19 protein-coding genes and 1 pseudogene are annotated in these 22,257 nt (G+C 72.0%); 10 read left to right on the plus strand and 10 right to left on the minus strand.

Translation table 11 applies throughout. The annotated features are described in order from the left end of the window. Positions 1-238: 238 nt before the first annotated feature. Together SPRI_RS34400 and SPRI_RS34405 are read left to right on the plus strand one after the other, a co-directional pair. Positions 239-1,348, plus strand: a complete 1,110-nt coding sequence (locus tag SPRI_RS34400; RefSeq protein ID WP_005321311.1) for an NAD(P)H-dependent flavin oxidoreductase — start codon at positions 239-241, stop codon at positions 1,346-1,348. Beyond that, positions 1,345-2,919, plus strand: coding sequence for an acyl-CoA synthetase (locus tag SPRI_RS34405; protein WP_050791635.1), 1,575 nt, complete (start codon positions 1,345-1,347; stop codon positions 2,917-2,919). Before SPRI_RS34400 ends, SPRI_RS34405 begins: the two co-directional genes overlap by 4 nt. A gap of 173 nt (positions 2,920-3,092) precedes the next feature. Here the strand turns inward: SPRI_RS34405 and SPRI_RS34410 are convergent, their stop codons facing one another. The 3 genes from SPRI_RS34410 to SPRI_RS34420 all read right to left on the minus strand — a co-directional run bounded on the left by SPRI_RS34410 (position 3,093) and on the right by SPRI_RS34420 (position 5,640). Further along, on the minus strand, positions 3,093-3,938 hold the full coding sequence (locus tag SPRI_RS34410) for a class I SAM-dependent methyltransferase (protein WP_053557653.1): 846 nt from the start codon (positions 3,936-3,938) through the stop codon (positions 3,093-3,095). 82 nt (positions 3,939-4,020) lie between these two features. Then, positions 4,021-4,782: an alpha/beta fold hydrolase gene (locus tag SPRI_RS34415; RefSeq protein ID WP_037775521.1), complete on the minus strand. Its 762-nt coding sequence runs from the start codon at positions 4,780-4,782 to the stop codon at positions 4,021-4,023. A 93-nt stretch (positions 4,783-4,875) separates the two neighbouring features. Further along, positions 4,876-5,640, minus strand: a complete 765-nt coding sequence (locus SPRI_RS34420) for a class I SAM-dependent DNA methyltransferase (protein ID WP_037775523.1) — start codon at positions 5,638-5,640, stop codon at positions 4,876-4,878. A gap of 319 nt (positions 5,641-5,959) precedes the next feature. Here SPRI_RS34420 and SPRI_RS34425 point away from each other — a divergent pair, with 319 nt between their 5' ends. Together SPRI_RS34425 and SPRI_RS34430 are read left to right on the plus strand one after the other, a co-directional pair. Then, on the plus strand, positions 5,960-6,823 hold the full coding sequence (locus SPRI_RS34425) for a hypothetical protein (protein ID WP_005321327.1): 864 nt from the start codon (positions 5,960-5,962) through the stop codon (positions 6,821-6,823). A 68-nt stretch (positions 6,824-6,891) separates the two neighbouring features. Next, positions 6,892-8,379 carry a hypothetical protein gene (locus SPRI_RS34430; protein WP_005321329.1) on the plus strand — a complete coding sequence of 496 codons (1,488 nt, stop codon included), beginning with the start codon at positions 6,892-6,894 and terminating at the stop codon, positions 8,377-8,379. 96 nt (positions 8,380-8,475) lie between these two features. Here SPRI_RS34430 and SPRI_RS34435 read toward each other — a convergent pair whose 3' ends face one another. Beyond that, on the minus strand, positions 8,476-9,375 hold the full coding sequence (locus tag SPRI_RS34435) for an aminoglycoside phosphotransferase family protein (RefSeq protein WP_053557655.1): 900 nt from the start codon (positions 9,373-9,375) through the stop codon (positions 8,476-8,478). 231 nt (positions 9,376-9,606) lie between these two features. Between SPRI_RS34435 and SPRI_RS34440 the strand changes: the two genes are divergently transcribed. After that, on the plus strand, positions 9,607-10,740 hold the full coding sequence (locus SPRI_RS34440; protein ID WP_037775530.1) for a calcium:cation antiporter: 1,134 nt from the start codon (positions 9,607-9,609) through the stop codon (positions 10,738-10,740). Positions 10,741-10,840: 100 nt separating this feature from the next. Here the strand turns inward: SPRI_RS34440 and SPRI_RS34445 are convergent, their stop codons facing one another. From SPRI_RS34445 to SPRI_RS34455, 3 genes are all read right to left on the minus strand, one after another. Further along, on the minus strand, positions 10,841-11,239 hold the full coding sequence (locus SPRI_RS34445; protein WP_037775532.1) for a DUF2267 domain-containing protein: 399 nt from the start codon (positions 11,237-11,239) through the stop codon (positions 10,841-10,843). Between the two features lie 69 nt (positions 11,240-11,308). Then, the gene (locus tag SPRI_RS34450) at positions 11,309-11,704 is read right to left on the minus strand and encodes a DUF2267 domain-containing protein (RefSeq protein WP_005321337.1); all 396 of its coding nucleotides are present in this window, start codon (positions 11,702-11,704) and stop codon (positions 11,309-11,311) included. A 124-nt stretch (positions 11,705-11,828) separates the two neighbouring features. Continuing rightward, positions 11,829-12,263, minus strand: coding sequence for an Hsp20/alpha crystallin family protein (locus SPRI_RS34455; protein WP_005321339.1), 435 nt, complete (start codon positions 12,261-12,263; stop codon positions 11,829-11,831). A 131-nt stretch (positions 12,264-12,394) separates the two neighbouring features. Here SPRI_RS34455 and SPRI_RS34460 point away from each other — a divergent pair, with 131 nt between their 5' ends. Beyond that, the gene (locus SPRI_RS34460) at positions 12,395-13,069 is read left to right on the plus strand and encodes a hypothetical protein (RefSeq protein WP_053557656.1); all 675 of its coding nucleotides are present in this window, start codon (positions 12,395-12,397) and stop codon (positions 13,067-13,069) included. A gap of 500 nt (positions 13,070-13,569) precedes the next feature. Next, the gene (locus SPRI_RS34465) at positions 13,570-15,069 is read left to right on the plus strand and encodes an acyl-CoA synthetase (protein WP_005321354.1); all 1,500 of its coding nucleotides are present in this window, start codon (positions 13,570-13,572) and stop codon (positions 15,067-15,069) included. Between the two features lie 87 nt (positions 15,070-15,156). Here the strand turns inward: SPRI_RS34465 and SPRI_RS34470 are convergent, their stop codons facing one another. Beyond that, entirely contained in the window at positions 15,157-15,483 is a 327-nt protein-coding gene (locus tag SPRI_RS34470) for a hypothetical protein (protein ID WP_005321355.1), read from the minus strand. 131 nt (positions 15,484-15,614) lie between these two features. Next, positions 15,615-16,901: a phenylacetate--CoA ligase PaaK gene (paaK, locus tag SPRI_RS34475; protein WP_037775534.1), complete on the minus strand. Its 1,287-nt coding sequence runs from the start codon at positions 16,899-16,901 to the stop codon at positions 15,615-15,617. A 168-nt stretch (positions 16,902-17,069) separates the two neighbouring features. Between paaK and SPRI_RS34480 the strand changes: the two are divergent. Together SPRI_RS34480 and SPRI_RS34485 are read left to right on the plus strand one after the other, a co-directional pair. After that, a pseudogene (locus SPRI_RS34480) lies at positions 17,070-18,591 on the plus strand (alpha/beta fold hydrolase). 149 nt (positions 18,592-18,740) lie between these two features. Then, a complete protein-coding gene (locus SPRI_RS34485; RefSeq protein ID WP_050791637.1) occupies positions 18,741-19,304 on the plus strand; it encodes a VOC family protein in 564 nt (187 codons plus the stop codon). On the opposite strand, the gene SPRI_RS34490 is transcribed toward SPRI_RS34485, so the two are convergent. Further along, the gene (locus tag SPRI_RS34490; RefSeq protein ID WP_106428579.1) at positions 19,294-20,112 is read right to left on the minus strand and encodes an alpha/beta fold hydrolase; all 819 of its coding nucleotides are present in this window, start codon (positions 20,110-20,112) and stop codon (positions 19,294-19,296) included. The two genes, SPRI_RS34485 and SPRI_RS34490, sit on opposite strands and share 11 nt — an antisense overlap. 95 nt (positions 20,113-20,207) lie before the next feature. On the opposite strand from SPRI_RS34490, the gene SPRI_RS34495 reads away from it, so the two are divergent. Next, complete coding sequence (locus SPRI_RS34495) at positions 20,208-22,235, plus strand: tetratricopeptide repeat protein (protein ID WP_158685243.1); 2,028 nt, start codon at positions 20,208-20,210, stop codon at positions 22,233-22,235. The last annotated feature ends 22 nt before the right edge of the window (positions 22,236-22,257 follow it).

Here is a 22,257-nt window from a genome sequence, read left to right on the forward strand (position 1 = left end):
GCGCGGGCAATGACGAGAAGCCGGCATGAGGATCTCGGCAGCCCAGGGGGGCGAAACGAGAATCGCATCAGTCCACGATGGGCCGGCTCCTGCGCGGGGAGATCCCGTTCGGCGGGAAGCGCAACCTCAAGGCCCTCGCCCAAGAGGCGGGGGCCGACCGCGCCGCGTGCTGCGGAAAATCTGACGCTGCATCAGAAAACGTCTTCCCTCGTCCGGCACCCTGCGGCATCCTGCGCCCATGGAGACGGAGCTGAGCAGACAACTGGGCATCGAGCACGCCATCTTCGGCTTCACCCCGTTCCCCGCGGTGGCCGCCGCCATCAGCCGCGCCGGAGGCTTCGGCGTACTCGGCGCGGTCCGCTACACCGCGCCGGAGGACCTGCGGCGCGATCTCGACTGGATGCAGGAGCACACCGGCGGCATGCCCTACGGGCTCGACGTCGTCATGCCCGCCAAGAAGGTCGAGGGTGTGAGCGAGGCGGACGTCGAGGCGATGATCCCCGAGACGCACCGCACGTTCGTGACCGACACCCTCGCCCGGCACGGCGTACCCGAACTGGCCGAGGGCGAGGCCTCCGGATGGCGCATCACCGGCTGGATGGAGCAGGTGGCCCGCAGCCAGCTCGACGTCGCCTTCGACTATCCGGTCGGACTCCTCGCCAACGCCCTCGGCCCGCCGCCCGCCGACGTCGTCGCACGCGCCCACGACCACGGGGTCCTCGTCGCCGCCCTCGCCGGCAGCGCCGCTCACGCCCGCCGCCACGCAGAGGCGGGCATCGACGTCGTCGTCGCCCAGGGGTACGAGGCCGGCGGCCACACCGGTGAGATCGCCTCCATGGTGCTCACCCCCGAAGTCGTCGAGGCCGTCGACCCCTTGCCGGTCCTCGCGGCCGGAGGCATCGGAAGCGGCCGGCAGATCGCCGCGGGCCTCGCCCTCGGCGCCCAGGGCGTCTGGCTCGGCTCCCTGTGGCTCACCACCACCGAGGCCACCCTCGGATCCCGCGCCCTCACCGCGAAACTGCTGGCCGCGGGCTCCGGCGACACCGTCCGCTCCCGCGCCCTCACCGGCAAGCCCGCCCGCCAGCTGCGCACCGCCTGGACGGACGCCTGGGACGACCCGGCAGGCCCCGGCACCCTGCCCATGCCGCTGCAGGGACTGCTCGTGGCCGAAGCGGTCTCCCGCATCCAGCGGTACGAGGTCGAGGCGCTGCTGGGCACGCCCGTCGGCCAGATCGTCGGCCGTATGAACTCCGAGCGCAGCGTGCGGGAGGTCTTCGACGACCTGACCCGCGGCTTCGAGGAGGCAGTCACCCGCATCAACCGCATCGCCGGAAGGAGCACGTCATGACCGGTGCACCCGCAGACGCCCCCGTGCCGGCCGGGAACGGCTTCTGGGCGCAGGCCGCCGCCGACCCCGGCCGTACCGTACTGACCGATCCCGCCGGCAGGCGCTTGACGGCGGGAGAGCTGCATGCCGCCGCCAACCGGCTGGTGCACGGGCTGCGCGCGGCGGGCCTCGAACGCGGGGACGCGTTCGCCGTCGTCCTGCCGAACTGCCCGGAACTCGTCGCCGCTCATCTCGCCGCCACCCAGGCGGGGTTCTACCTGGTCCCCGTCAACCACCACCTCGTCGGACCCGAGATCGCGTGGATCGTCTCCGACTCAGGCGCCAAGGTGCTCGTCGCCCACGAACGCTTCGCCGAAGCGGCGACCGCCGCCGCCGACGAGGCGGACCTGCCCCGCACCCACCGCTACGCCGTCGGTGACGTGGCCGGCTTCCGCCCCTACGAGGAACTGCTCGAGGGGCAGCCGGACACGCCGCCGCAGGGCCGCACGCTCGGCTGGGTCATGAACTACACGTCCGGCACCACCGGCCGTCCGCGCGGCGTCCGGCGGCCGCTGCCGGGAAGGCTCCCGGAGGAGAGCCACCTCGGCGGCTTCCTCGGCATCTTCGGCATCCGGCCCCACGACGGGAACGTGCACCTCGTCTGCTCGCCGCTCTACCACACGGCGGTGCTGCAGTTCGCGGCCGCGGCCCTGCACATCGGGCACCCCCTCGTCCTGATGGACAAGTGGACGCCGGAGGAGATGCTGCGCCTCATCGACACCCACCGATGCACGCACACCCACATGGTGCCGACCCAGTTCCACCGCCTGCTCGCCCTGCCGGAGGAGGTGAAGCGGCGCTACGACGTCTCCTCGATGCGGCACGCCGTCCACGGGGCGGCGCCCTGCCCTGAGCACGTGAAGAGAGCCATGATCGACTGGTGGGGCGGCTGTGTGGAGGAGTACTACGCGGCCAGCGAGGGCGGCGGCGCGTTCGCGACCGCCGACGAATGGCTGAAGAAGCCCGGTACGGTCGGCCGGGCCTGGCCGATCAGTGAGCTCGCCGTGTTCGACGACGAGGGCAACCAGCTGCCGCCCGGCGAACTCGGCACGGTCTACATGAAGATGACGACCGGCGGCTTCAGCTACCACCGGGACGAGGCCAAGACGCGGAGCAACCGCATCGGCGACTTCTTCACCGTCGGCGATCTCGGCCACCTCGACGAGGACGGCTACCTCTTCCTGCGTGACCGCAAGATCGACCTGATCATCTCGGGCGGGGTGAACATCTATCCGGCCGAGATCGAGGCCGCGCTGCTCACCCACCCCGCCGTCGCCGACGCGGCGGCCTTCGGCGTCCCGCACGCCGACCGGGGCGAGGAGGTCAAGGCGGTGGTGGAACCGGCGGACGGCCACCGGCCCGACGACGCCCTCGCGGCCGCGATCCTCACCCACTGCGAACGGCACCTCGCGCCCTACAAGCGCCCCAGGTCGGTGGAGTTCGTCGCTGCCATGCCACGCGATCCCAACGGCAAGCTCTACAAGCGGCGCCTGCGGGCGCCGTACTGGGAGGGCCACGAACGCGCCGTGTGACGGCGGGCGTGTCGCGGGCCACGGGCGGGGCCGGCATCCGGCTACGGCCGCGCCGCGGGCACCGGTCGCGGTGCGGGAGGATCCGTCCCGGCCTGCACGTCCCCGGGGCCGGGGGAGCCTGCGTCACGTCGTCGGGCGTTCCGGCGCGGCTCTGCGCGGCGCGCGGAGCCGCGTCACCGCCTGTGCGAGACGCCCAGTTCGATGAGGTGGCGCTTGGTCACCCGGCCGCCGTACCCGCCGTCGATCAGGCCCGCGACGCACCCGAGCAGCCCGTTCCTTGCGGCTTCCGGAAGCGCCCGGTGGCCGGAGTAGGTCCGCAGCAGATCCAGGTACTCCGCCGTGGTGTACGTGAGGTCCTGCTCGTAGCGGCGGAAGACCGTCGGGCCGAACCGGCCGCTCCGCGCGACCTCTTGGGAATGGTCAGAGCAGTCGACGTCTGCGGCCGGGGGCGGGCGGAGGCCCGGCGGCGTGTCCGGGTCGAAACGCTCGTAGCAGCGCTGGACCTCGACGAAGAACTCCTCGGTGCCGCCCCTCACATGCTGGCTGCGCACCACCGCGAGTGCCCCGCCCGGTCGCAGCGCGCCGGCGGCCTTGGCCACCCGCACCGCCGGGTCGATCCAGTGGAACGCCGTCGCCGAGACGACCGCGTCGAACGGCTCCTGTGGGAGCGGCCAGCTCTCGAAGTCCGCGGTCACCACCTCCACCGCCGCGGCGCCGGCCCCGGCCAGGTTGCGACGGGCGACCGCGGCCATGCGCGATCCCGCCTCGACGGCCGTGACCCGGCAGCCGCGCCCGGCCAGAGGCACCGTTGCCTGACCGGTCCCGCAGCCCACCTCGAGCACGCGGCTGCCGGCGCGGATCCCGGCGAGTTCGGCGAGGTCGTCGTACAGCCTCGCCGGATATCCCGGCCTGGCCCGGTCGTACAGCTCCGCGTCCTCGTCGAAGACCCGGCTCAGACGGGACCGCCGGGACTCCTCGGGGCTGTCGTCCCGTTTCGCGCGCGTGGTGTTGTCGGGCACGCGGAGCAGGCTAGCCTGCGTTCCCTTGCGGCGGTGTCCGCATCATGACCGGGAACGACACCGCCGGCGACGTCACCCCGGCTCAGCCGGACGCCACTGAACTCCCGACCTCGTTCCCCCAAAGGTCCAGGCCCTCGCCCGCCGACGCCCGCACCAGGGCGTCGGTCAGGTCGTGCGGCGCGGACAGCATCGGGTAGTGGCCGGTGTTCAACTCGAAGTAGGTGACCCCCGGGTCGGCGAGCTTGGCGAACCGGGGGTCACCGGTCCCGTGGAGGGCTCGGACGACCTCCAGGCTCAGGCCGTTGGCGAGGCAGAGGACGCCCGTGGTGGGAATCGTGCGCCAGTTGCCGGTCAGCTCGAGCGGTTCGGTGACGGTCCGGACCGGATGCGGTGTGGCCAGGCGGCGGTGGCGCGCCAGCTCGTCGTCGGGCACGCCGTGGACGGGCTCGATCCCGGGCGGGACCGGCAGCACGTGGCCGTCGGCCGTCCCCGCGAGGTGCGGCATGGACGTGACCACCGCCTCGCCGGACTCGGGAAAGCCGGTGTCCACGAACACCACCCGCTCGACCTTCTCGGGCCGACGGTCGGCTGCCGCGACGGCGGGGAAGCTGCCGTAGCTGTGCGCCACCAGCACCACTGCTGTGTCCTGGGCGGCGAGGACATCGCTCACCGCGTCCGTGTGCTCGGCGAGGCCGATCGCCGCGGGGTCCTCGCCGGCCCTCTCGCCGAGCCCCGGGAGGGTCGGCGCGATCGCCCGGTGTCCGCGCGCCGTCAGCTCGGCGGCCACGGCGTCCCAGGCCCAACCACCCATGAAGAGACCGGGGACCAGCAGAAATGTCGTCATGATCGAGCCTTTCGGAATCTCGGCCGTGTTGCCGGTCCGAACGTAGGACCTCCCCCTGCGGGAGATTCCATTCCGCGCGACGACCAGGCCCGATCACCCCCGCCGGGTCGGCCGGCCTCGGACCGGCTTGCGCCACACGGAGACGTGCTTGGGGGAGTCCTGGGTGAACGGCGCCCCGTCCCAGTCCCCGACGCGACGTTCCAGCTCGAGCCCGGCGATCCGTGCCATCAGGTCGAGCTCCGCGGGCCAGGCGTACCGGTGCCGGGAGTTGCCGCGCCGGTAGCGGCCGTCGTCACCGTCGCGGGTGAAGTGGTGCGAGACGAGAATCTGCTCGACCAGGTCGAAGGTGTCGAAGCCGAGATGCCGCTCCGAGACGTCGAACGGCACCGCGGTCTGGCCGGGCGGCAGGAACCGCAGCGGCGGCACGCTCAGCTCGATGACGAACCGGCCGCCGGGCACCAGATGGCGTGCGGCGTTGCGGAAGCACTCGACCTGCTCGTCCTGCGTGAGCAGGTTCGTGATGGTGTTGTAGACGAGATACACCAGGGTGAACTCGCCGGGGACGACGGTCGTGGCCATGTCCCCGACGGTGACCGGGAGCGAGTCCTCGTCGATCTTGCGCCGCAGGACCGCCGCCATGTGCTCCGACAGTTCGATGCCCGCGACCGGCACGCCGCGTTGCCGGAGCGGGACGCCCACTCGTCCGGTTCCGATGGCGAATTCCAGTGCCCGGCCGTCCCCTGCGAGCTCGGAGAGGAAGGCGAGAGTCGGTTCGAGGACGGCGGCCGAGGACATCTCGGTCTCCTCGGCGTCGTAGCGGTCGGCGGTCGCACGGGTCCACAGCTCACTGCTCGTCACGGGCGGCCACTTTGCCCGGCCCGCAGGGGCAGTGTCGACGCATTTTCCTTCCACCGGACCGGTACGCCGGGCTGGGAGGGTGGCAAGCGGGAGGTTTTGTACCGCCGTTGAAAGGGACACAGTTGAAGCGGGCAACCACCGCGGCGTCCTCTACGCCGTGTTGTCGTACGGCGTCGGTACCGATCACCGTGCCGCGTCCTCCGTGACGTGCGGAACCCCTCGTCGAGGCGCACCATTTGAAGTAGGGGGAGCCGTTCGGGTGGGGCCACGGCGCAGCGATTCGCAGAGATGCGCCGTCGGATTCCGCGGAGGAGTCGCCATGCCCATGTTGCTCATCAAGGGCTTCTACGATGTCAGGGGCTCGCAGCCGGACGGGGACACGGTCCATTTCACGGCCGACGACCCCTCGGAGTGGAGCCTCGTCGGCGGTGGGCTGGGCCGCGCCGTCGAACACAGCGCGGTGGGACGCGCGAAGCTGCGGCTGGACGCGGTCGACGCACTCGAGACGCACTACGGTGCGAACCGTGTCCACCAGCCGCTGCACTTCGCTCACGCCGCACGCGACGAACTGTTGAGCCGGCTGGGCTTCACCGATGTCCAGCGCCGCCCGGACGAGAGCGTGACCGCCACCACCCCGGAGACGGTTCCCGGGTTCGTACTCACCCGCGGCGCCGATGTCCACGGCCGCTGCATCGCCCTGGCAGGTCGTGGCACGCCTCCGGGGACCAGCGGCCTGGAGATCGACGTCGACACCACGGTGCTGAGGACGACGGTCAACCACCATCTGCTCTCGACGGGCTTGGTGTACCCGACGTTCTACCGCAGCCTGTTCACCAGCCTGCGGGTGGAGATGGCCGACGCGGTCAAGGACGCCCGGGACGCGGGACGGGGCCTGTGGACGAGCGATGCCACCACGACCGGGGCGAAGATCACCGGCCTGTCCTCGCTGACGGACGATGTCGTGATTCTCCCCAAGCTGTTCCGCAGGCTGGTGGACTACTTCCAGCTCGGGACGATGCCGTTGGCCTGCTTCCCCGCCTTCCTGGCCGGAGTCGGGGACCGCTTCTCCGTGCTGTCCACCGGCGAGCGGTGCAGGGGAATGCACCGGGTCGTGGAGGTCACGAACGGCGGGACCGTGAAGATGACGCATCCCCCCGAGGACATGCTCTTCGAGGACGCCTGACACTGTCCGTCACGTGCCTCGCCCTCTCGGCCCAGTAGGCCGGATCCTCCACCCGACGGAGGCACACCATGGGACAGCTCGTCCTCAGCGCTCGCATCCGGGGTGAGGCCACGACCCGGTGCGAGTTCGCGATGACGGTGAACGGCAGCCCCGTCACCCCCACCGCTGTCGTCCTGGACCAGTCGATCTTCACCATTCCCGATGCCTCGGCGCAGATCGAGATACAGGCCAACTCCTTCGAACCGATCAAGTACGGAACCGTCACCGCACGGCTGGAGGTCGACTCGTTCGGCAGCATCCAGACAGTCTTTCTGCCGGACAACTGGGAACCGCTGACCGTCCTGCCGTCCCTGCTCGGCCCGACCGCCGTCATGGTGGTCCACTTCTCGCCCCTGCGTGACGCCACCGAACAGGCGCGCCTGAGCCTGGAGCGCACGGGCCCCGACTTTCCGGGCGCTCCGCCGCCCGGTGACATGAGCTTCCGTACCCCGCCCGTGCCGCTGCCGCCCGCCACCTACTCCCCGTTGCCGCAGGCCACCGACACCGCCTTCGTCGCCTCACCGGCCGTCGGCGACCATGCCATCAAGGTGGAGAGCCGCACGGTGACCCCCTTCGGTGACCTGCTCGTCCTACGCCTCCCCGGCGTCGGAGCACCCCAGCTCGTGGCCGTCTACTGGCCCGGCGCCGTGCCCCGCGGCCCCGGCGCCCCGCCCGCGCCGTTCCTCGTCTTCTTCCGCCCGACCATGGCCCAGAACGTGCCGGACGGCTTCTTCACCAATGTCCTGGACCGCCACGACCCCATGACCAACGACACCTACCCGTGGGGCTTCGACTACCAGTTCTTCGGCCTGCTCCGGCCCCTGCGGTACATGGGGGATCCCCTGCTGGAGGATCCCTTCCCCAAAGGGCTGCCGTACCAGATCCAGGCCTCGGGGCGGAACGTGGTGCTCGTGCTGCCCCTCCCGCGGGTCGGAGCCGAACCGTGCGCGGAGATCACCTCGTTCGCCGACGCCGTCTTTCTCCAGGAGTATCTGGAGGAGATCCAGGCCTTCATGTTCCGGCGGGCCGGAAACTTCTCCTTCGGCCTCGTCGGCCGGGTCGGCATGGGGTCGTTCAGCAGCGGTCACGCGCTCCTCAGCTGCTTCCTGACACAGCCCGCCAATCAGACACACCCTCTTCTCCTGGACACGCTGCAGGAGGTCTGGCTCTTCGACCCCCATGCCGACAAGGCGGAAGTGACGGGTGAGGCCTTGGCCCACGTGGCCGCGTGGGCCGTCCGCGGCTCGGCCGCGACGAAGATCGCCCGCCTCTACACGCAGAACGATCCCGGGCACCTCGGGCCGTTGCTCGCCCAGCTCGGAGTGACGGCCGGTGCCGCCCCGTTCCACGCCGAGACGGCGGACGGCAGAAAGTCACTGACGTCCCTGCCGCGGGCCGCATGGCAGAGCGTGGCCCAGCAGCTGCAGGGCACCGTGCCCTATACGAACAGCGGACAGGTCCACCAGGTGATCCCGGCGATGATGGTCACAGACGCGCTGCGCCGCAGCGGCTTCTGACAGCTGCCCCGGACAGGTCGCGACCGGTGCGGGGATCCCGGCGAGGCGACGCGAGGAGCATCGGCGTGGGGGACCCATGCGGGCCGCCCGGAGCATCTAGCCGATGAGGGCCGCATTGATCTGCCGGGTGGTCTGCGCCGCGATTCGGGGACTGACGTCCGCGTAGGAGGTGTAGGCGTTCAGGCCGGTGGCCAGGGCCCAGCCGCGCCCGCGGGTCCAGGTGGCCTCGTCCACGCCGAGCGCGGCGCGGAAGGCGGTCCGGCTGCCCGCCGACATCAGGGAGAAGGCGATGGTCAGGTCGCAGGCCGGGTCGCCGATGCCGAGACCGCCGAAGTCGATGACCGCGCTGAGGCGTCCCCCAGTGGTCAGCAGGTTGCCGGTGTGGAGATCGCCGTGGAACCAGACGGGGGAGTGGTGCCACCCTGGGGCGTCCAGTGCCTCGTTCCACAGCTCCGTCATGGCAGCGGTGTCGAAGATGCCGTCGGTCCCGGCGATGGCGGCCCGCGTGGCGCGGTCCCTGTCGGCCAGGGGCCCGACCGTGAGGTCGTGTCGCGCCGCGTCGGCCGGCGTGTCGGGGCGCGCGAATCGCTGAAGGGCGGTCAGGAACCCGGCGAGCTGGACGGCAGCCTCCGACGAGTCGCCCAGGGCCTCGACGGTCGCCACATCACCGTCCAGCCATCGGGAGACCGCCCATGGCCACGGATAGCCGAAGTCAGGCTCGCCCACCCCCACCGGTGAGGGAACGGCCAGTGGCAGGTGAGGGGCGAGCCGCGGCAGCCACTCCGCTTCCTTCTCCGCCTGCCCGATGGCTCCGGCGTGGCGCGGGAGCCGGACGGACAGTTTGCCGCCCAGCCGGTAGATCACATGGTCCGACCCTGCAGGGTCGAGCAACGCCAGTGGCAGCCCGGCCCACTGCGGGAACTGCGTATCGACCAGGCGCCTGGCCAGCGCGGCAGTGATCACAGGGCGGGTGTCCGTGGTCGTCCGTGTCGACAAAGCAGCTCCGGCGGTCGGCCCGCTCGGTGCGGCGGGCGGCCAGGGCGATCACAGTGCATCGCAGGCTCGGCTGTCGACCGGTTTTCCGACGGGACGCCGGTCTCCCGGTCCTGTGGGCCGCAGGGCCGGGAGCGGTGAATTCCGTCGGTTGCTCAGGCGCGCCGGGCGCCGGTGAGGACAGCCCAGCGGGTCGTCGCGCGGGGACCGCCGGGCGCTGGCAGCCTGGCACCTATGAGCGCGGTGAAGATCGAGTCCGTCATGGGCCGGTGGACTGTCTGGGTCCCGCTGGTCGCGCTGGTCGCCCTGGTGCTCAGTTGGGGCCGCGACCTGCCGCTGCTCGCGGTGGTCGCCGTCGCCCTCTGTCTGGCGGGGGCGGTGCTCGCCGCGGTCCACCACGCAGAGGTGGTCGCGCATCGGGTGGGGGAGCCGTTCGGCTCGCTGGTGCTCGCCGTCGCGGTGACCGTCATCGAAGTGGCGCTCATCGTCACCCTCATGGTGGACGGGGGTGACAAGTCGGCGTCCCTTGCCAGGGACACCGTGTTCGCCGCCGTGATGATCACCTGCAACGGGATCGTCGGGCTGTCCTTGCTGGTGGGAGCTTTGCGCAGGAGGATCGCCGTGTTCAACGCCGAGGGGTCCGGTGCCGCGCTCGCCACCGTCGCGACACTCGCCACCCTGAGTCTGGTGCTGCCGACCTTCACCACGAGCAAGCCCGGCCCGGAGTTCTCCGCCGCCCAGCTGACGTTCGCCGCGGTCGCGTCACTGGGACTGTACGGACTGTTCGTCGCGATGCAGACCGTGCGTCACCGCGACCACTTCCTTTCCGTCGCGCGCGAGGGGGCCGTCAAGGACGGGGCCCTCAGCGACGACGTGGGCTTCGACGACGACGAGCACTCGGGGGTACCCAGCCGCTCGATCGCCCTCTTCAGCCTCGTCATGCTCCTGATCGCCCTCATCGCCGTGGTGGGCGACGCCAAGGCGGTGTCGCCCACCATCGAGTCCGGCGTCGACTCCGCGGGGCTGCCCCACTCGGTCGTCGGCGTCGTCATCGCCCTGCTCGTCCTGATGCCGGAGACGCTCGCGGCGGTGCGCGCCGCCCGCCGGGACCAGGTGCAGCGGAGCCTCAACCTGGCACTCGGGTCCGCCATGGCCAGCATCGGGCTGACGATCCCGGTGATCGCCCTGGCCAGCATCTGGCTGGAGGGGCCGTTGCTGCTCGGTCTCGGCGCCACCCATATGGTGCTGCTCGCGCTCACCGTCGTCGTCGGCGCTCTCACCGTCGTGCCGGGCAGGGCCACGCTGCTCCAGGGCGGGGTCCATCTGGCGATCCTCGCCGCGTACGTCTTCCTCGCCGTGAGCCCGTGAGCCCGTGGCCCGTGACCCGTGACCCGTGACCCGTGAGCGTGCGACCCCCGGGCCCGGGCCGGCCACCGTTCAGAGGTGGCCGGTCGGAAAGGTGGGCCGGTCAGGCGGCCGCGGTGAGTTCGGCGCGGCCGAAGAGGAGTGCGTAGCCGCGGGGCAGCTCGGACAGCATCCGCAGTGAAAGGTCCTCACCGGCGAGCTGCGCGATCAGACAGAGCACGGTGCTGGTGGCCCAGCGCGCCTCCGGCCCGGTGCACGGGGGCAGGTGTCTTGCGACGGCGTCGACGAACCCGGGCGCCGTCAGCGGCTCCGTGAGCGGGATCTGGGCGGTGAGGATCGTGGCAGCCTCGACGGGCAACAGACGGGCCAGCTCGCAGCGTTCGTCGCCGCTGACATGACTGCCCAGGACGGTCAGTACGGCGCGCAGGACGTCTTCGGCCTCCTCGCCGGTCGCATAGCGGCCCGAATAGCGCACCTGCTCGATGAGCTGCTGCCACTGCACGGTCGGTGATCCTCTCTTTCGTTGTGGTCCTGCCACGCCGGTGCCGCACCGCGTGACAGGGTCGGGGTGTCAGATGTGCTGGGGTCGTCCGAAGAGGACGTCGTAGCCGGGGGGCAGCTGGAGCAGGACACGGCGCAGCAGGTCTTCGCCGGCGGCATCGGCCGCCACGCTCAGCACCGCGCTGACGTCCCACTTCGCTGTCTTTTCCGTCGCTCCGTCGATCCAGGCCGCCGTCGCCCGCACGAAACGCTCGGGATCCAGGGGCTCGGCCGCCTGGAGCGGATTGAGAAGGATCATGGCGAAGGTCTCCGGCAACTGTGCGGCCAGCTCCGCCCGCTCCTTGCCCACCAGATGCGCCCCGAGGAGGGCGAGGACAGTGCGGGCGGCCCGTTCGGCCTCCTGCGCCGAGGAGTATTCGCCGCGCTCCTGCACGGCGTCGAGGAATGGCTGCCAACGCATGGCCATCTCTGCCCCCTGACTGTGCTCGCGGACGTGTCTCGCGGACTGTGCTCGCGACGTCACGGAGGACGGGGCCCGGAAGGGGGAATACGTGGTGCCCCGTCCTCCGTCGACGGGTGACGGCTTCTGCTCAGCCGCTGATCTGCTTCTTGTCGCCGCCGGCGCTGATGCTGATCTTGCGGGGCTTCGCGCGCTCGGCGATCGGGATGCTCAGGGTCAGGACACCTGCGTCGTAGGCCGCCTCGATGTGTTCGGTGTCGAGGGTGTCGGCCAGCATCACCTGCCGGGAGAAGACTCCCAGCGGCCGCTCGGACAGTTCCATCTGTACGTCGTCGGCCTTGGTGGCCGGTCGCCGTTCCGCCTTCACTGTCAGCATGTTGCGCTCGACGTCGATCTCGATCGCGTCGGAGGACACGCCCGGCAGATCGAAGGCGATCACATAGACGTCGCCCTCGCGGTAGGCGTCCATCGGCATCGCGGACGGGCTCGACCATGTGCCGGCGGAACCCAGGAGCTGCTGGGTGAGCCGGTCGAGCTCACGGAACGGGTCGGTGCGCATCAACATCGCAGAACACCTCCATTGGTTCAGGCAGTAGTGCCAAGGCCAATGCGCTTCACCTGACACCGTTGTAACATGTCATCCATCCGATGACAAGACGGAATGTCATTGAAAGGGTGACACCCACAGGAGGCAGCGTGACACCAGCCGACCAGCCCGGACCGCCGAGCAGCCCCGCTTCGTTGCTCGCCGCGACGGCGGCACTGCGGACCATCGACGAAGCGGTGCGCGATGCCCGTGCCGGCGCCGGCCGTGACCACCATGACGACGGGGACTCCGGCCCCACCGGCCCCGAAGAGGCCCTGGCCGCCCTGCTCCTGCTGCGTGAGATGCGCCGGCAGCTCGCCGGCTGGGAGACGGGCCTGATCGAGGCCGCCCGTGACGCGGGCGCCAGCTGGGCCGACCTGGCCCACCCCCTCGGCGTCGCCAGCCGCCAGGCCGCCGAACGGCGCTATCTGCGGATGCGCCCCGGCGCCGCCGGCACCACGGGCGAACAGCGCGTCCAGGCCACGCGGGACCGGCGTGCCGCCAACCGCACCGTCACCGCCTGGGCCCGGGACAATGCCGCGGACCTGCGCCGGCTCGCGGGGCAGATCGCGTCTCTCGGCGACCTTCCGAGCCAGGCCCGTGGCACGGTGGACGACCTCGTACGCGCCCTCGGCGACGACGACGCCGCCGGCCTCGTCGGCCCGCTGATGGAGTCCCGCGCTCATCTTGGCGCTCACCCGGAACTGGCCGCCCGCGTCGACGACCTCGACCGTCAGGCGACGCGCCTGCGCCGGAGCAGCGACCGGCGCCGTACCGCGGGCTGACACCACGGCCGGACCCGCTCCGGACCCGGGCCCGGAAGGCGCCCGCCGGGCGGGCCCCTCTGGGGCAGGCCCGGGCCGCGCACCGCGATCGCGTGTCCCGGAGGCGGGCGCCCGGCGCCATCACGCGGGCCCTCCCAGCGGCGGGCCCGGTGCACCACCGGGCCTGCGGCCCCGGAGGCGGGCCCGGCCGGGCGAACCACCCGCCCTCCGGTCCGGGGGCCCGGCCGAGGCCGCAGTCGCCGCGCGAACCGTCCAGAACGGCGACGCCGGAGGCCGGGTGCGCAGCGACCGTGGCGTGCCGACCCTGCCGAAGACCCGCTCGTACCCCGTCAGGGGCCGGTCCGCGTTGCTGAGCCACGCGCTGTCGTTGGAGTTCTCCGCGTACGCCGCACTGGCCGGTACATGCGGTCAGCCGGCGCCCCCGCTGTCACCATCCCGTTCGGTATCCGAGTGGTGCAGCGGTACTTGACCCCGCGTCGGCCGCCGCGGAGGATCACGCCATGACAGGCGCACACAGCAGCACCGTCGACTCGCTCGTACGCCGCAGTGCCCGGCGCACCCCGGACCGCACGGCCGTCCGGTACGCCGACCGGTCCTGGACCTACGCCCGGCTCGACGAGGCCGTCAGCACCGCGGCGGCCGTCCTCACCGGTCACGGTCTGCGCCACGGCGACCGGGTCGCGTCGTACGGCCACAACTCGGACGCCTACCTGATCGCCTTCCTCGCCTGCGCACGGGCGGGCCTCGTCCACGTCCCGGTCAACCAGAACCTGACGGGCGACGATCTCGCCTACATCCTCGGCCAGTCGGGCAGCGCGCTCGTCCTCGCCGACCCCGGGCTCGTGCCACACCTGCCCGCCGGGACGGCCGTACGGGCGCTGCGCGACACGGACGACTCGCTGCTCGCCGCCCTGTCGGAGCCGCGGTCGTTCACCCCCGCGCACGAACCGCGGGACGAGGACCTGGTCCAGCTGCTCTACACGTCGGGCACCACCGCCCTGCCCAAGGGCGCGATGATGACCCACCGCGCCCTCGTCCACGAGTACGTCAGCGCCGTCACCGCCCTCGACCTCGCGCCCGGTGACCGGCCCGTCCATTCGCTGCCGCTCTACCACTCCGCCCAGATGCACGTGTTCCTGCTGCCGTACCTCGCGGTCGGCGCGGAGAACACCATCCTGGACGCGCCCGACGCCGGACGGATCTTCGACCTCGTCGAAGCGGGCCGCGCCGACAGCCTGTTCGCGCCGCCCACCGTATGGATCGGCCTCGCCGATCACCCCGAGTTCGCCACCCGCGACCTCGGCGCGCTGCGCAAGGCGTACTACGGGGCGTCGATCATGCCCGTGCCCGTGCTGGAGCGGCTGCGCGAGCGGCTCCCCGGCCTCGGGTTCTACAACTGCTTCGGCCAGTCGGAGATCGGGCCGCTCGCCACCGTCCTGCGTCCCGACGAGCACGAGGGGCGGATGGAATCGTGCGGACGGCCCGTCCTCTTCGTGGAGGCGAAGGTCGTCGACGAGGACGGCAAGGAAGTCGCCGACGGCACCGCGGGCGAGGTGGTCTACCGCTCGCCGCAGTTGTGCGAGGGCTACTGGGACAAGCCGGAGGAGACGCAAGAGGCTTTCCGCGGTGGCTGGTTCCACTCCGGTGACCTCGCCGTGCGCGACGGTGAGGGCTACTTCACGGTGGTCGACCGGGTCAAGGACGTCATCAACTCCGGTGGTGTGCTGGTGGCTTCACGTCAGGTCGAGGACGCCCTCTACACCCACCCGGCCGTCGCGGAGGCGGCCGTGATCGGCCTGCCCGACGAGCGCTGGATCGAGGCGGTCACCGCGGTCGTCGTGGCACGCGAGAAGGTGACGGAGGCGGAACTGATCGCCCACGCACGGGACAGGCTCGCCCACTTCAAGGCGCCCAAGCGGGTCCTCTTCGTGGACGCGCTGCCCCGTAACGCCAGCGGCAAGATCCTCAAGCGCGAGCTGCGCGACCGGTTCCAGAAGTAGTCACCGCGTTCTCCGACTCCGGGCGTCCGGCAGCGCGGCGAGCGAGGCAGGAGAGGGACCGGCGACGCAGGGGCGGCACGGCAGGTCTCAGAACGGCGGCCGCCCGCTGCCCTCGATCATCAAGTGGGTGGTACCGATGTAACGGTGGGCGACGGTGAAGTCGCCGACACGGCCGTCCGGCAGCCGCAGGTGCGGCGCGTCCGCGCCCATGATGCCTTCCACGACATCCGCGTCCGCGACCTCGAGCGTTCCGTTCCAGTCGGCCGCCAGCGCCGCGGGCACGTCCTCGCTCATGCCGGGCACGGCGTCCGACGCGACGTCTTCGGGCTGCCCCGTCCATGAACGGAGCACCGCTCTGGCCGCGTGCTCGGCATCGCCCGCGACCACCGTCACGTCGCCTTCGAAGACGCCCATGCTTCCAGTGTGCGCCAGACCGGCCCGTCCTGCCTGCGCCGTCCCGCCTGTGCGGCGCCGGTCCCGCTTGCGCCCCCCGTCCCGCCTGCGCCGTCCTGCCTGCGCCGCGGGACCCGACCGCCGCCGTGACCTCAGGCGTTCCTGAGGTCCACGATCCGCTTGATCTTGCCCACCGAACGCTCGAGCGTCTCCGGTTCCACCACTTCGACGGCGACGGACACCCCGATCCCGTCCTTGACCGCCGCCGCCACACACTGCGCGGCCGCCGCCCGCTGGTCGGCGGTCGCCCCCGGCCGCGCCTCCGCGAGCACGGTCAGCGCGTCGAGGCGGCCCTCCCTGGTGAGCCGGAGCTGGAAGTGCGGCGCGATGTGCGGCGTCCGCAGGACGATCTCCTCGATCTGGGTGGGGAAGAGGTTCACCCCGCGCAGGATCACCATGTCGTCGCTGCGCCCGGTGATCTTCTCCATGCGCCGGAAGACGCGTGCCGTGCCCGGCAGCAGACGTGTCAGGTCCCGCGTGCGGTAGCGGATCACAGGCATCGCCTCCTTGGTGAGCGAGGTGAACACCAGCTCGCCCTCCTCCCCGTCCGGCAGCACCTCGCCGGTGAACGGGTCGACGATCTCGGGGTAGAAGTGGTCCTCCCAGATGTGCAGGCCGTCCTTGGTCTCCAGGCACTCCTGTGCCACGCCGGGACCCATGACCTCCGACAGCCCGTATATGTCGACCGCGTCGATCGCGAACCGCTCCTCGATCTCGCGGCGCATCTCCTGGGTCCACGGCTCGGCGCCGAAGACCCCCACCTTCAGTGACGTCGACCGCGGATCGACGCCCTGGCGCTCGAACTCGTCGAGGAGCGTCAGCATGTACGACGGGGTGACCATGATGATCTCGGGCCGGAAGTCGTTGATCAGCTGGACCTGACGGGCCGTCATGCCGCCGGAGGCGGGGATGACCGTGCAGCCGAGCCGCTCCGCGCCGTAGTGCGCGCCGAGACCGCCGGTGAACAGGCCGTACCCGTAGGCCACATGGACCTTGTGGCCGGGGCGGGCGCCGGCGGCGCGCAGCGAGCGCGCCACGATGTCGGCCCAGGTGTCCAGGTCCCGCTGGGTGTAGCCGACGACGGTGGGCCGGCCCGTCGTACCGCTGGAGGCGTGGATCCGGCGCACCTGCGACTCGTCGACCGCGAACATCCCGAACGGGTAGTGGTCGCGCAGATCGGCCTTCGTCGTGAACGGGAACCGGGCGAGGTCGGCGAGCGTACGGCAGTCCTCCGGCCGGAGCCCGGCCTTGTCGAAGGCCTCGCGGTAGAAGGCGACATTGTCGTAGGCGTGGCGCAGGGTGGAGCGCAGTCGCTCCAGCTGCAGGGCCTCGAGCTCCTCGCGACCGAGCCGTTCCGCCGCGTCCAGCAGATCCGTCATCCGCACACTCCCGTCCCGAATCGGACTACCGACCATTCGGTCGCCTCGTTCGGGGTCAGTAATTCAGTCTTCGGCGCCACCCGTCAAGGCATCGGCCGAGGACCTCGCCGCCGGGCCGTGCGGAGGAAGCCCGTTGCGGTCCGCCGGGCCACCGTCGAGGATCCCCGCATGGCGATCTTCCTGACGTACGACGGCACCGAACTGTCCTACCGGTCCGAGGGGGAGGGCGAGCCGCTGATCTGCCTGCCGGGCGGGCCCGGGCGCGCCTCCGCCTACCTGGGCGACCTCGGCGGGCTGTCCCGGTACCGGCGGCTGATCGTGCTCGAAGCACGGGGCACCGGCGGGTCCGCGACGCCCGCCGACACCGCCACCTACCGCTGCGACCGGCAGGTCGACGACGTGGAAGCCCTGCGCGAACACCTCGGACTCGACCGCATCGACGTCCTCGCCCACTCCGCGGCGGGCAACCTCGCCGTGATGTACGCCGCGGGCCGGCCGCACCGGGTCCGTTCCCTGACACTGGTCACCCCCGGCACACGCGCCGTGGGCATCCCCCTCACCGACGGTGACTGGCGCGAGGCCGCCGGCCTGCGCTCCGGCGAGCCCCGGTACGCCGCGGGGAGCGCGGCGCCGGACGAGATCGCGGCCGGGCGCGACCCGCGCGAGGTGGGGGAGGCGGTCAGACCGTTCATGGACGGCCGCTGGGACGAGGCGGCCCGGGCCCACGCCGCCGAGGAGGACGAGCAGCGCGATCCGGCGGCAGCGCGTGCCTTCTGCGCCGACGGAGCATTCGACCCGGCGGCGACCAGGGCCGCGCCGGCGGGCGTCGACGCCCCGGTGCTCGTGCTCGCCGGAGAGCTCGACGGCGACCCGCGCCCGGAGAGGGCCGCCCGAGCTCGCCGCACTGTTCCCGGCGGCCCGTACCGTCGTCCAGCCCGGCGCCGGCCACTATCCCTGGCTCGACGACCCCGGCGCCTTCACGCGCACCGTCGCCGCCTTCCTCGATCCCGCGGTCCACAGTGTGACGGCACAGGGCGTCACGCTCGCCTACCGCGTGTGGGGCAGGGAGGACGCCCCGCCCGTCGTCCTCGCCCACGGGCGGGGCGGCGACAGCACCCACTGGACGCATGTGGCCCGGGAACTCGCCGTCTCCCGCCGCGTCTACGCCCCCGACTTCCGGGGCCACGGTCTGAGCGACTGGCCCGGCAGCTACGGATTCGAGACCTTCAGGGACGACCTGAGCCTGTTCGTCACCGCCCTCGGGCTGGGGCCCGCCGACATCGTCGCTCACTCCATGGGCGGCGCCGCCGCGCTGCTCCTCGCCCAGCGGCGGCCGGAACTGGTGGCCCGGCTGGTCGTCGAGGACGCCCCGCCGCTGCTTCCGCTCGACCCGCCCCGGCCGCCCGCGGTGCGGGGCGAGGAACCGCTCGGCTTCGACTGGCCGGTCGTGCCGGACACCGACCGCGAACTCAACGAGCCCGACCCGGCCTGGTGGCAGGAGCTGACGGAGATCACCTGCCCGACCCTGGTGATCGGCGGCGGTCCGACGAGCCATGTGCCGCAGGACCGGCTCGCCGAGCTGGCCGGCCGGATCCCGGGCGGGCGGTTCGTGACCATCGACGCGGGACACCTGGTGCACGAGAGCCGCCCGGAGGACTTCCTGAAGGCCCTGAAGGAGTTCGGCCTCTGACCTGCCGCGTCGCGGTGCGCCGCACTGGTGCATCCGGACGATTGCGGCCGCCGCTGCCCTCTGGGGAAGCACTTCGTGGGCGGTTGCGGGGAAGATTGCGGGAACGGGAAGTTGAATCCCGCAATCAACCACAGGTGAAGGAGTCCGCGATGCCTCAGCCAGAGGGAGCCGAACTGGAGGCCGTGCGCGCCCGTCGCGAGGAGGTGCGACGCCGTTACCTGCGGGAAGCGGGCGACCGGCCCGCGACCACGGCGAACGGCGTCCACCATGTGGCCTTCATCTGCCGTGACGTGGAGGAGACCGTCCGCTTCTACCAGGAGTTCCTCGGGTTCCCCCTCGTGGAGATCGTGGAGAACCGCGACTACCGCGGCTCCACCCACTTCTTCTTCGACATCGGCAACAACAACCTGCTGGGCTTCTTCGACTTCCCCGGCCACGACCACCCGCCGGCCACCGAGACCGTCGGCGGGGTCCAGCACCTGGCGCTCTCCGTCGACGCGCGGCAGTTCTCCGCCGCCCGCAAGGCGCTGGACGCGGCGGGCGTCGAGTACCTGGGCCCCGACCGTGGCGTCGAGGACAGCCTCTACATCCGGGACCCCAACGGCGTGCCGCTCGAGCTGTACCAGGAGCGGCTCGGCGTCTTCGACGGCGAGAGCATCCTGCCGGGCGCGGAGCCCGACGAGGACGGTGACCGGGGGACGGTCAGGACCTGATCGGGTGACGGGCGAAGAACCCGGCCAGGGCTTCGGCGACAGGCCGGGGCTGTTCGAGGTGGAGGAGATGACCCACGCCGTCGATGACGCGCTCCTCCAGGTCGGGCACCGTCGAGCGCAGGAACTCGGCGACTTCGACCCACAGGCGGATGGTGTCGCCGCCGAGCACGGACAGCACCGGCTGCCGGACCGCCGCGGCGTGCTCAGGGCCGAACCGCCACTCGGCCAGGGCGGGAAGCTCCACCCCGAAGAAGGTGCCGGCGTCCTTGACCGTCTGCGTGACGCTGCCCGGTACGCGTGCCTCCAGCAACGTCCGGCAGCGCTCCCAGTCCATCCCGCTGACGACGGACATGAAGATCCCCAGGGCTCGTTCCGCCTCCCCGTCGGCGTACGCGTCGAACGCCGGTGCCGCTTGCGCGAGGAACGCCCCGCCGGCGGGTACCGACAGCAGGGAGAGTTCCAGCAGAGCGACCGTGGCGACACGGTCGGGGTGGTCCTGGGCGAGCTGCGCGGCCACCGCCGCGCCGCTCGAGTGCCCCGCCACGTGGGCGCGCGTGATGCCGAGGCCGTCGAGCAGGGCGAGGGCGTCGGCGGCATGGTCGGCGACGGAGACCGGGCCCGGAGTGCGGGTGCTGCCGCCCCACCCCCGCTTGTGGTACCGGACGAGCCGGTGGCGCCCGCTGAGGGCCGGTTCGGCGAGGAGCGGGAGGAAGCCGTCGGCGAGGACCGGGCTGACGAGCAGGACCGGTTCGCCCGCACCGCGGACCTCGTACTCCACCTGGATGCCGTTCACCGTGATGGTGTCCATGATGTCCTCCTCGACGGTCATTGCTGATCAATGAGGCGTAAGCGAGGCGGTTACGGCCGTAACCGCCTCACCTCCGGGACCGAAGGAACGTGTTCGTGACCGATGCCACCGGCCGTGGGGCCGCGCTGGAACGGGCCAGGGACGCCACGGGCCGTGGCGCGTGGACGGACGCCTACGACGCCTACTGCGCGGCCCGGGAGGCGGGCGAGCTCGGCCCGGCGGAGCTCGCCGATCTCGCCGCCGTCGCGTATGCCGCGGGGCATCTCGACGTCGCGATCGAGACGTGGGAACGGCTCCACGGCGAGCTCGCCGGGCTGGGCGAGGACAACGGAGCGGCCGGGGCGGCCGTCCGGGTGGCCATGCACCTGTTGTTCGACACCGCGCTCATGGCACCGGTGCGAGGGTGGCTCCGCCGCGCCGAACGCCTCCTCGACCCCGGGTCGGCGACTCCCGCGCACGCCTGGTTCGCGGTGGTGAGCACCTTCGAGCGTCTCCTCAGCGGCGACCTCGCCGCCGCTCGGCACTGGGCCGGGCGTGCGGTCGAAACCGGCTCGCACACCGATCCGGCGGCAGCGGCGGTCGGGCGTGTGGCCCAGGCGCGGCTGGTGATCCTCGACGGCGACGTCGAGCGAGGGCTGGCACTCCTCGACGACGCCGGCGCGGCGGCCATGGCGGGAGACCTCGACCCCCTCTCGACCGGGGTCGTCTACTGCGAGCTGGTGTGTGCGCTGCAGGGCCTGGCCCAGTACGACCTGGCCGAGCAGTGGACCGAGGCGATGGAGCGGTGGGCGCGTACGAACGCGATCGGCAGCCTGCACGGTCGCTGCCGGGTCCATCGGGCCGAGATCCTGCGCCTGCGGGGCCGGTGTGCGGACGCCGAGCAGCAGGTGCTGCTCGCCTGCGACGAGCTGCGCCCCTACGTCCGGCGAGAGCTGGGCTGGCCGCTCACGGAGCTGGGCCGGATCCGGCTGCGGCGCGGCGACATGACCGGCGCCGAGGAGGCGCTGCTCGCCGCCCATCGCCTCGGGTGGGAGGCCGAGCCAGGTCTTTCGCTCGTCAGGCTCGCCCACGGCGACGCCGATACGGCGGCCGCCACGATCCGCGAGGCGCTGACGCGACCGCTGCCCGTTCCGTCGAAGGAGCTTCCCCCTGCCACCGGCCTGCGCCGTGCGCCGCTGCTGTCCGCGCAGGTCAAGATCGCCACTGAGCGCGCCGACCTGGAGACGGCCCGGGCCGCGGCCCACGAGCTCGACGAAGTGGCGGTCCGCTTCGCCAGCAACGCGCTCGGCGCGTCGGCACTGCAGGCACGGGGCGAGGTTCTCCTGGTGGAAGGTGACGCGGCCGGAGCCTCGGCACTGTTCGCCGACGCCGTCCGCGCGTGGAGCGAGATCGGCGCGCCCTACGAGACGGCAGAGTGCCGGCTTCGCCTCGCGGAGGCGCAGCACGACCTGGGCCGGACCCGGACCGCGCTGCTGGAGAAGGAAGCGGCGCATGCCGCGTTCGAAAGGATCGCCGGGCGTACGCCCGGCCCGGTCGGCCCTTCACGACCGGCCACGACCGAGCCGAACACCTTCGTCCGGCAGGCCGACTACTGGACGGTCGTCTTCGACGGCAGGCGCGCGACCGTCCGCGACAGCAAAGGCATGCACCACCTCGCCCGGCTGCTCGCCGCGCCGGGCAGGGAGTTCCACGTCCTCGACCTCGTCGCCGCCGACAGCGACGACCCCACGGCCACAGGCAGGCTTCTCCGCGCCGGCGACGCCGGTCCTCTCCTCGACGACCGTGCCAAGCGGATGTATCGGCGCCGGCTCACCGAGATCGAGGACGACATCGCGGAGGCCCGGCGCGACAACGACCTGGCCAGGCAGGGACAGGCCGAGTTCGAACGCGATTTCCTGATCGGCGAACTCGCCAGGGCGGTCGGGCTCGGCGGACGCGATCGCCGCGCCGGCGCGGCGTCGGAGCGGGCCCGGGCCGCGGTGACCCAGGCCCTGCGCAAGGCCATCGGCCACCTTCGCGGCGCCTGCCCACCGCTCGGCGACCATCTCGACCGCACCGTCCGGACGGGGACCTACTGCGCCTACTTCCCCGACCCGCGCGTCCCTTCCACGTGGTCGACGTGATGCCGGGGACGCGGCGCGAGGC

Source organism: Streptomyces pristinaespiralis, assembly GCF_001278075.1.
GTDB classification, from domain to species: Bacteria; Actinomycetota; Actinomycetes; order Streptomycetales; family Streptomycetaceae; genus Streptomyces; species Streptomyces pristinaespiralis.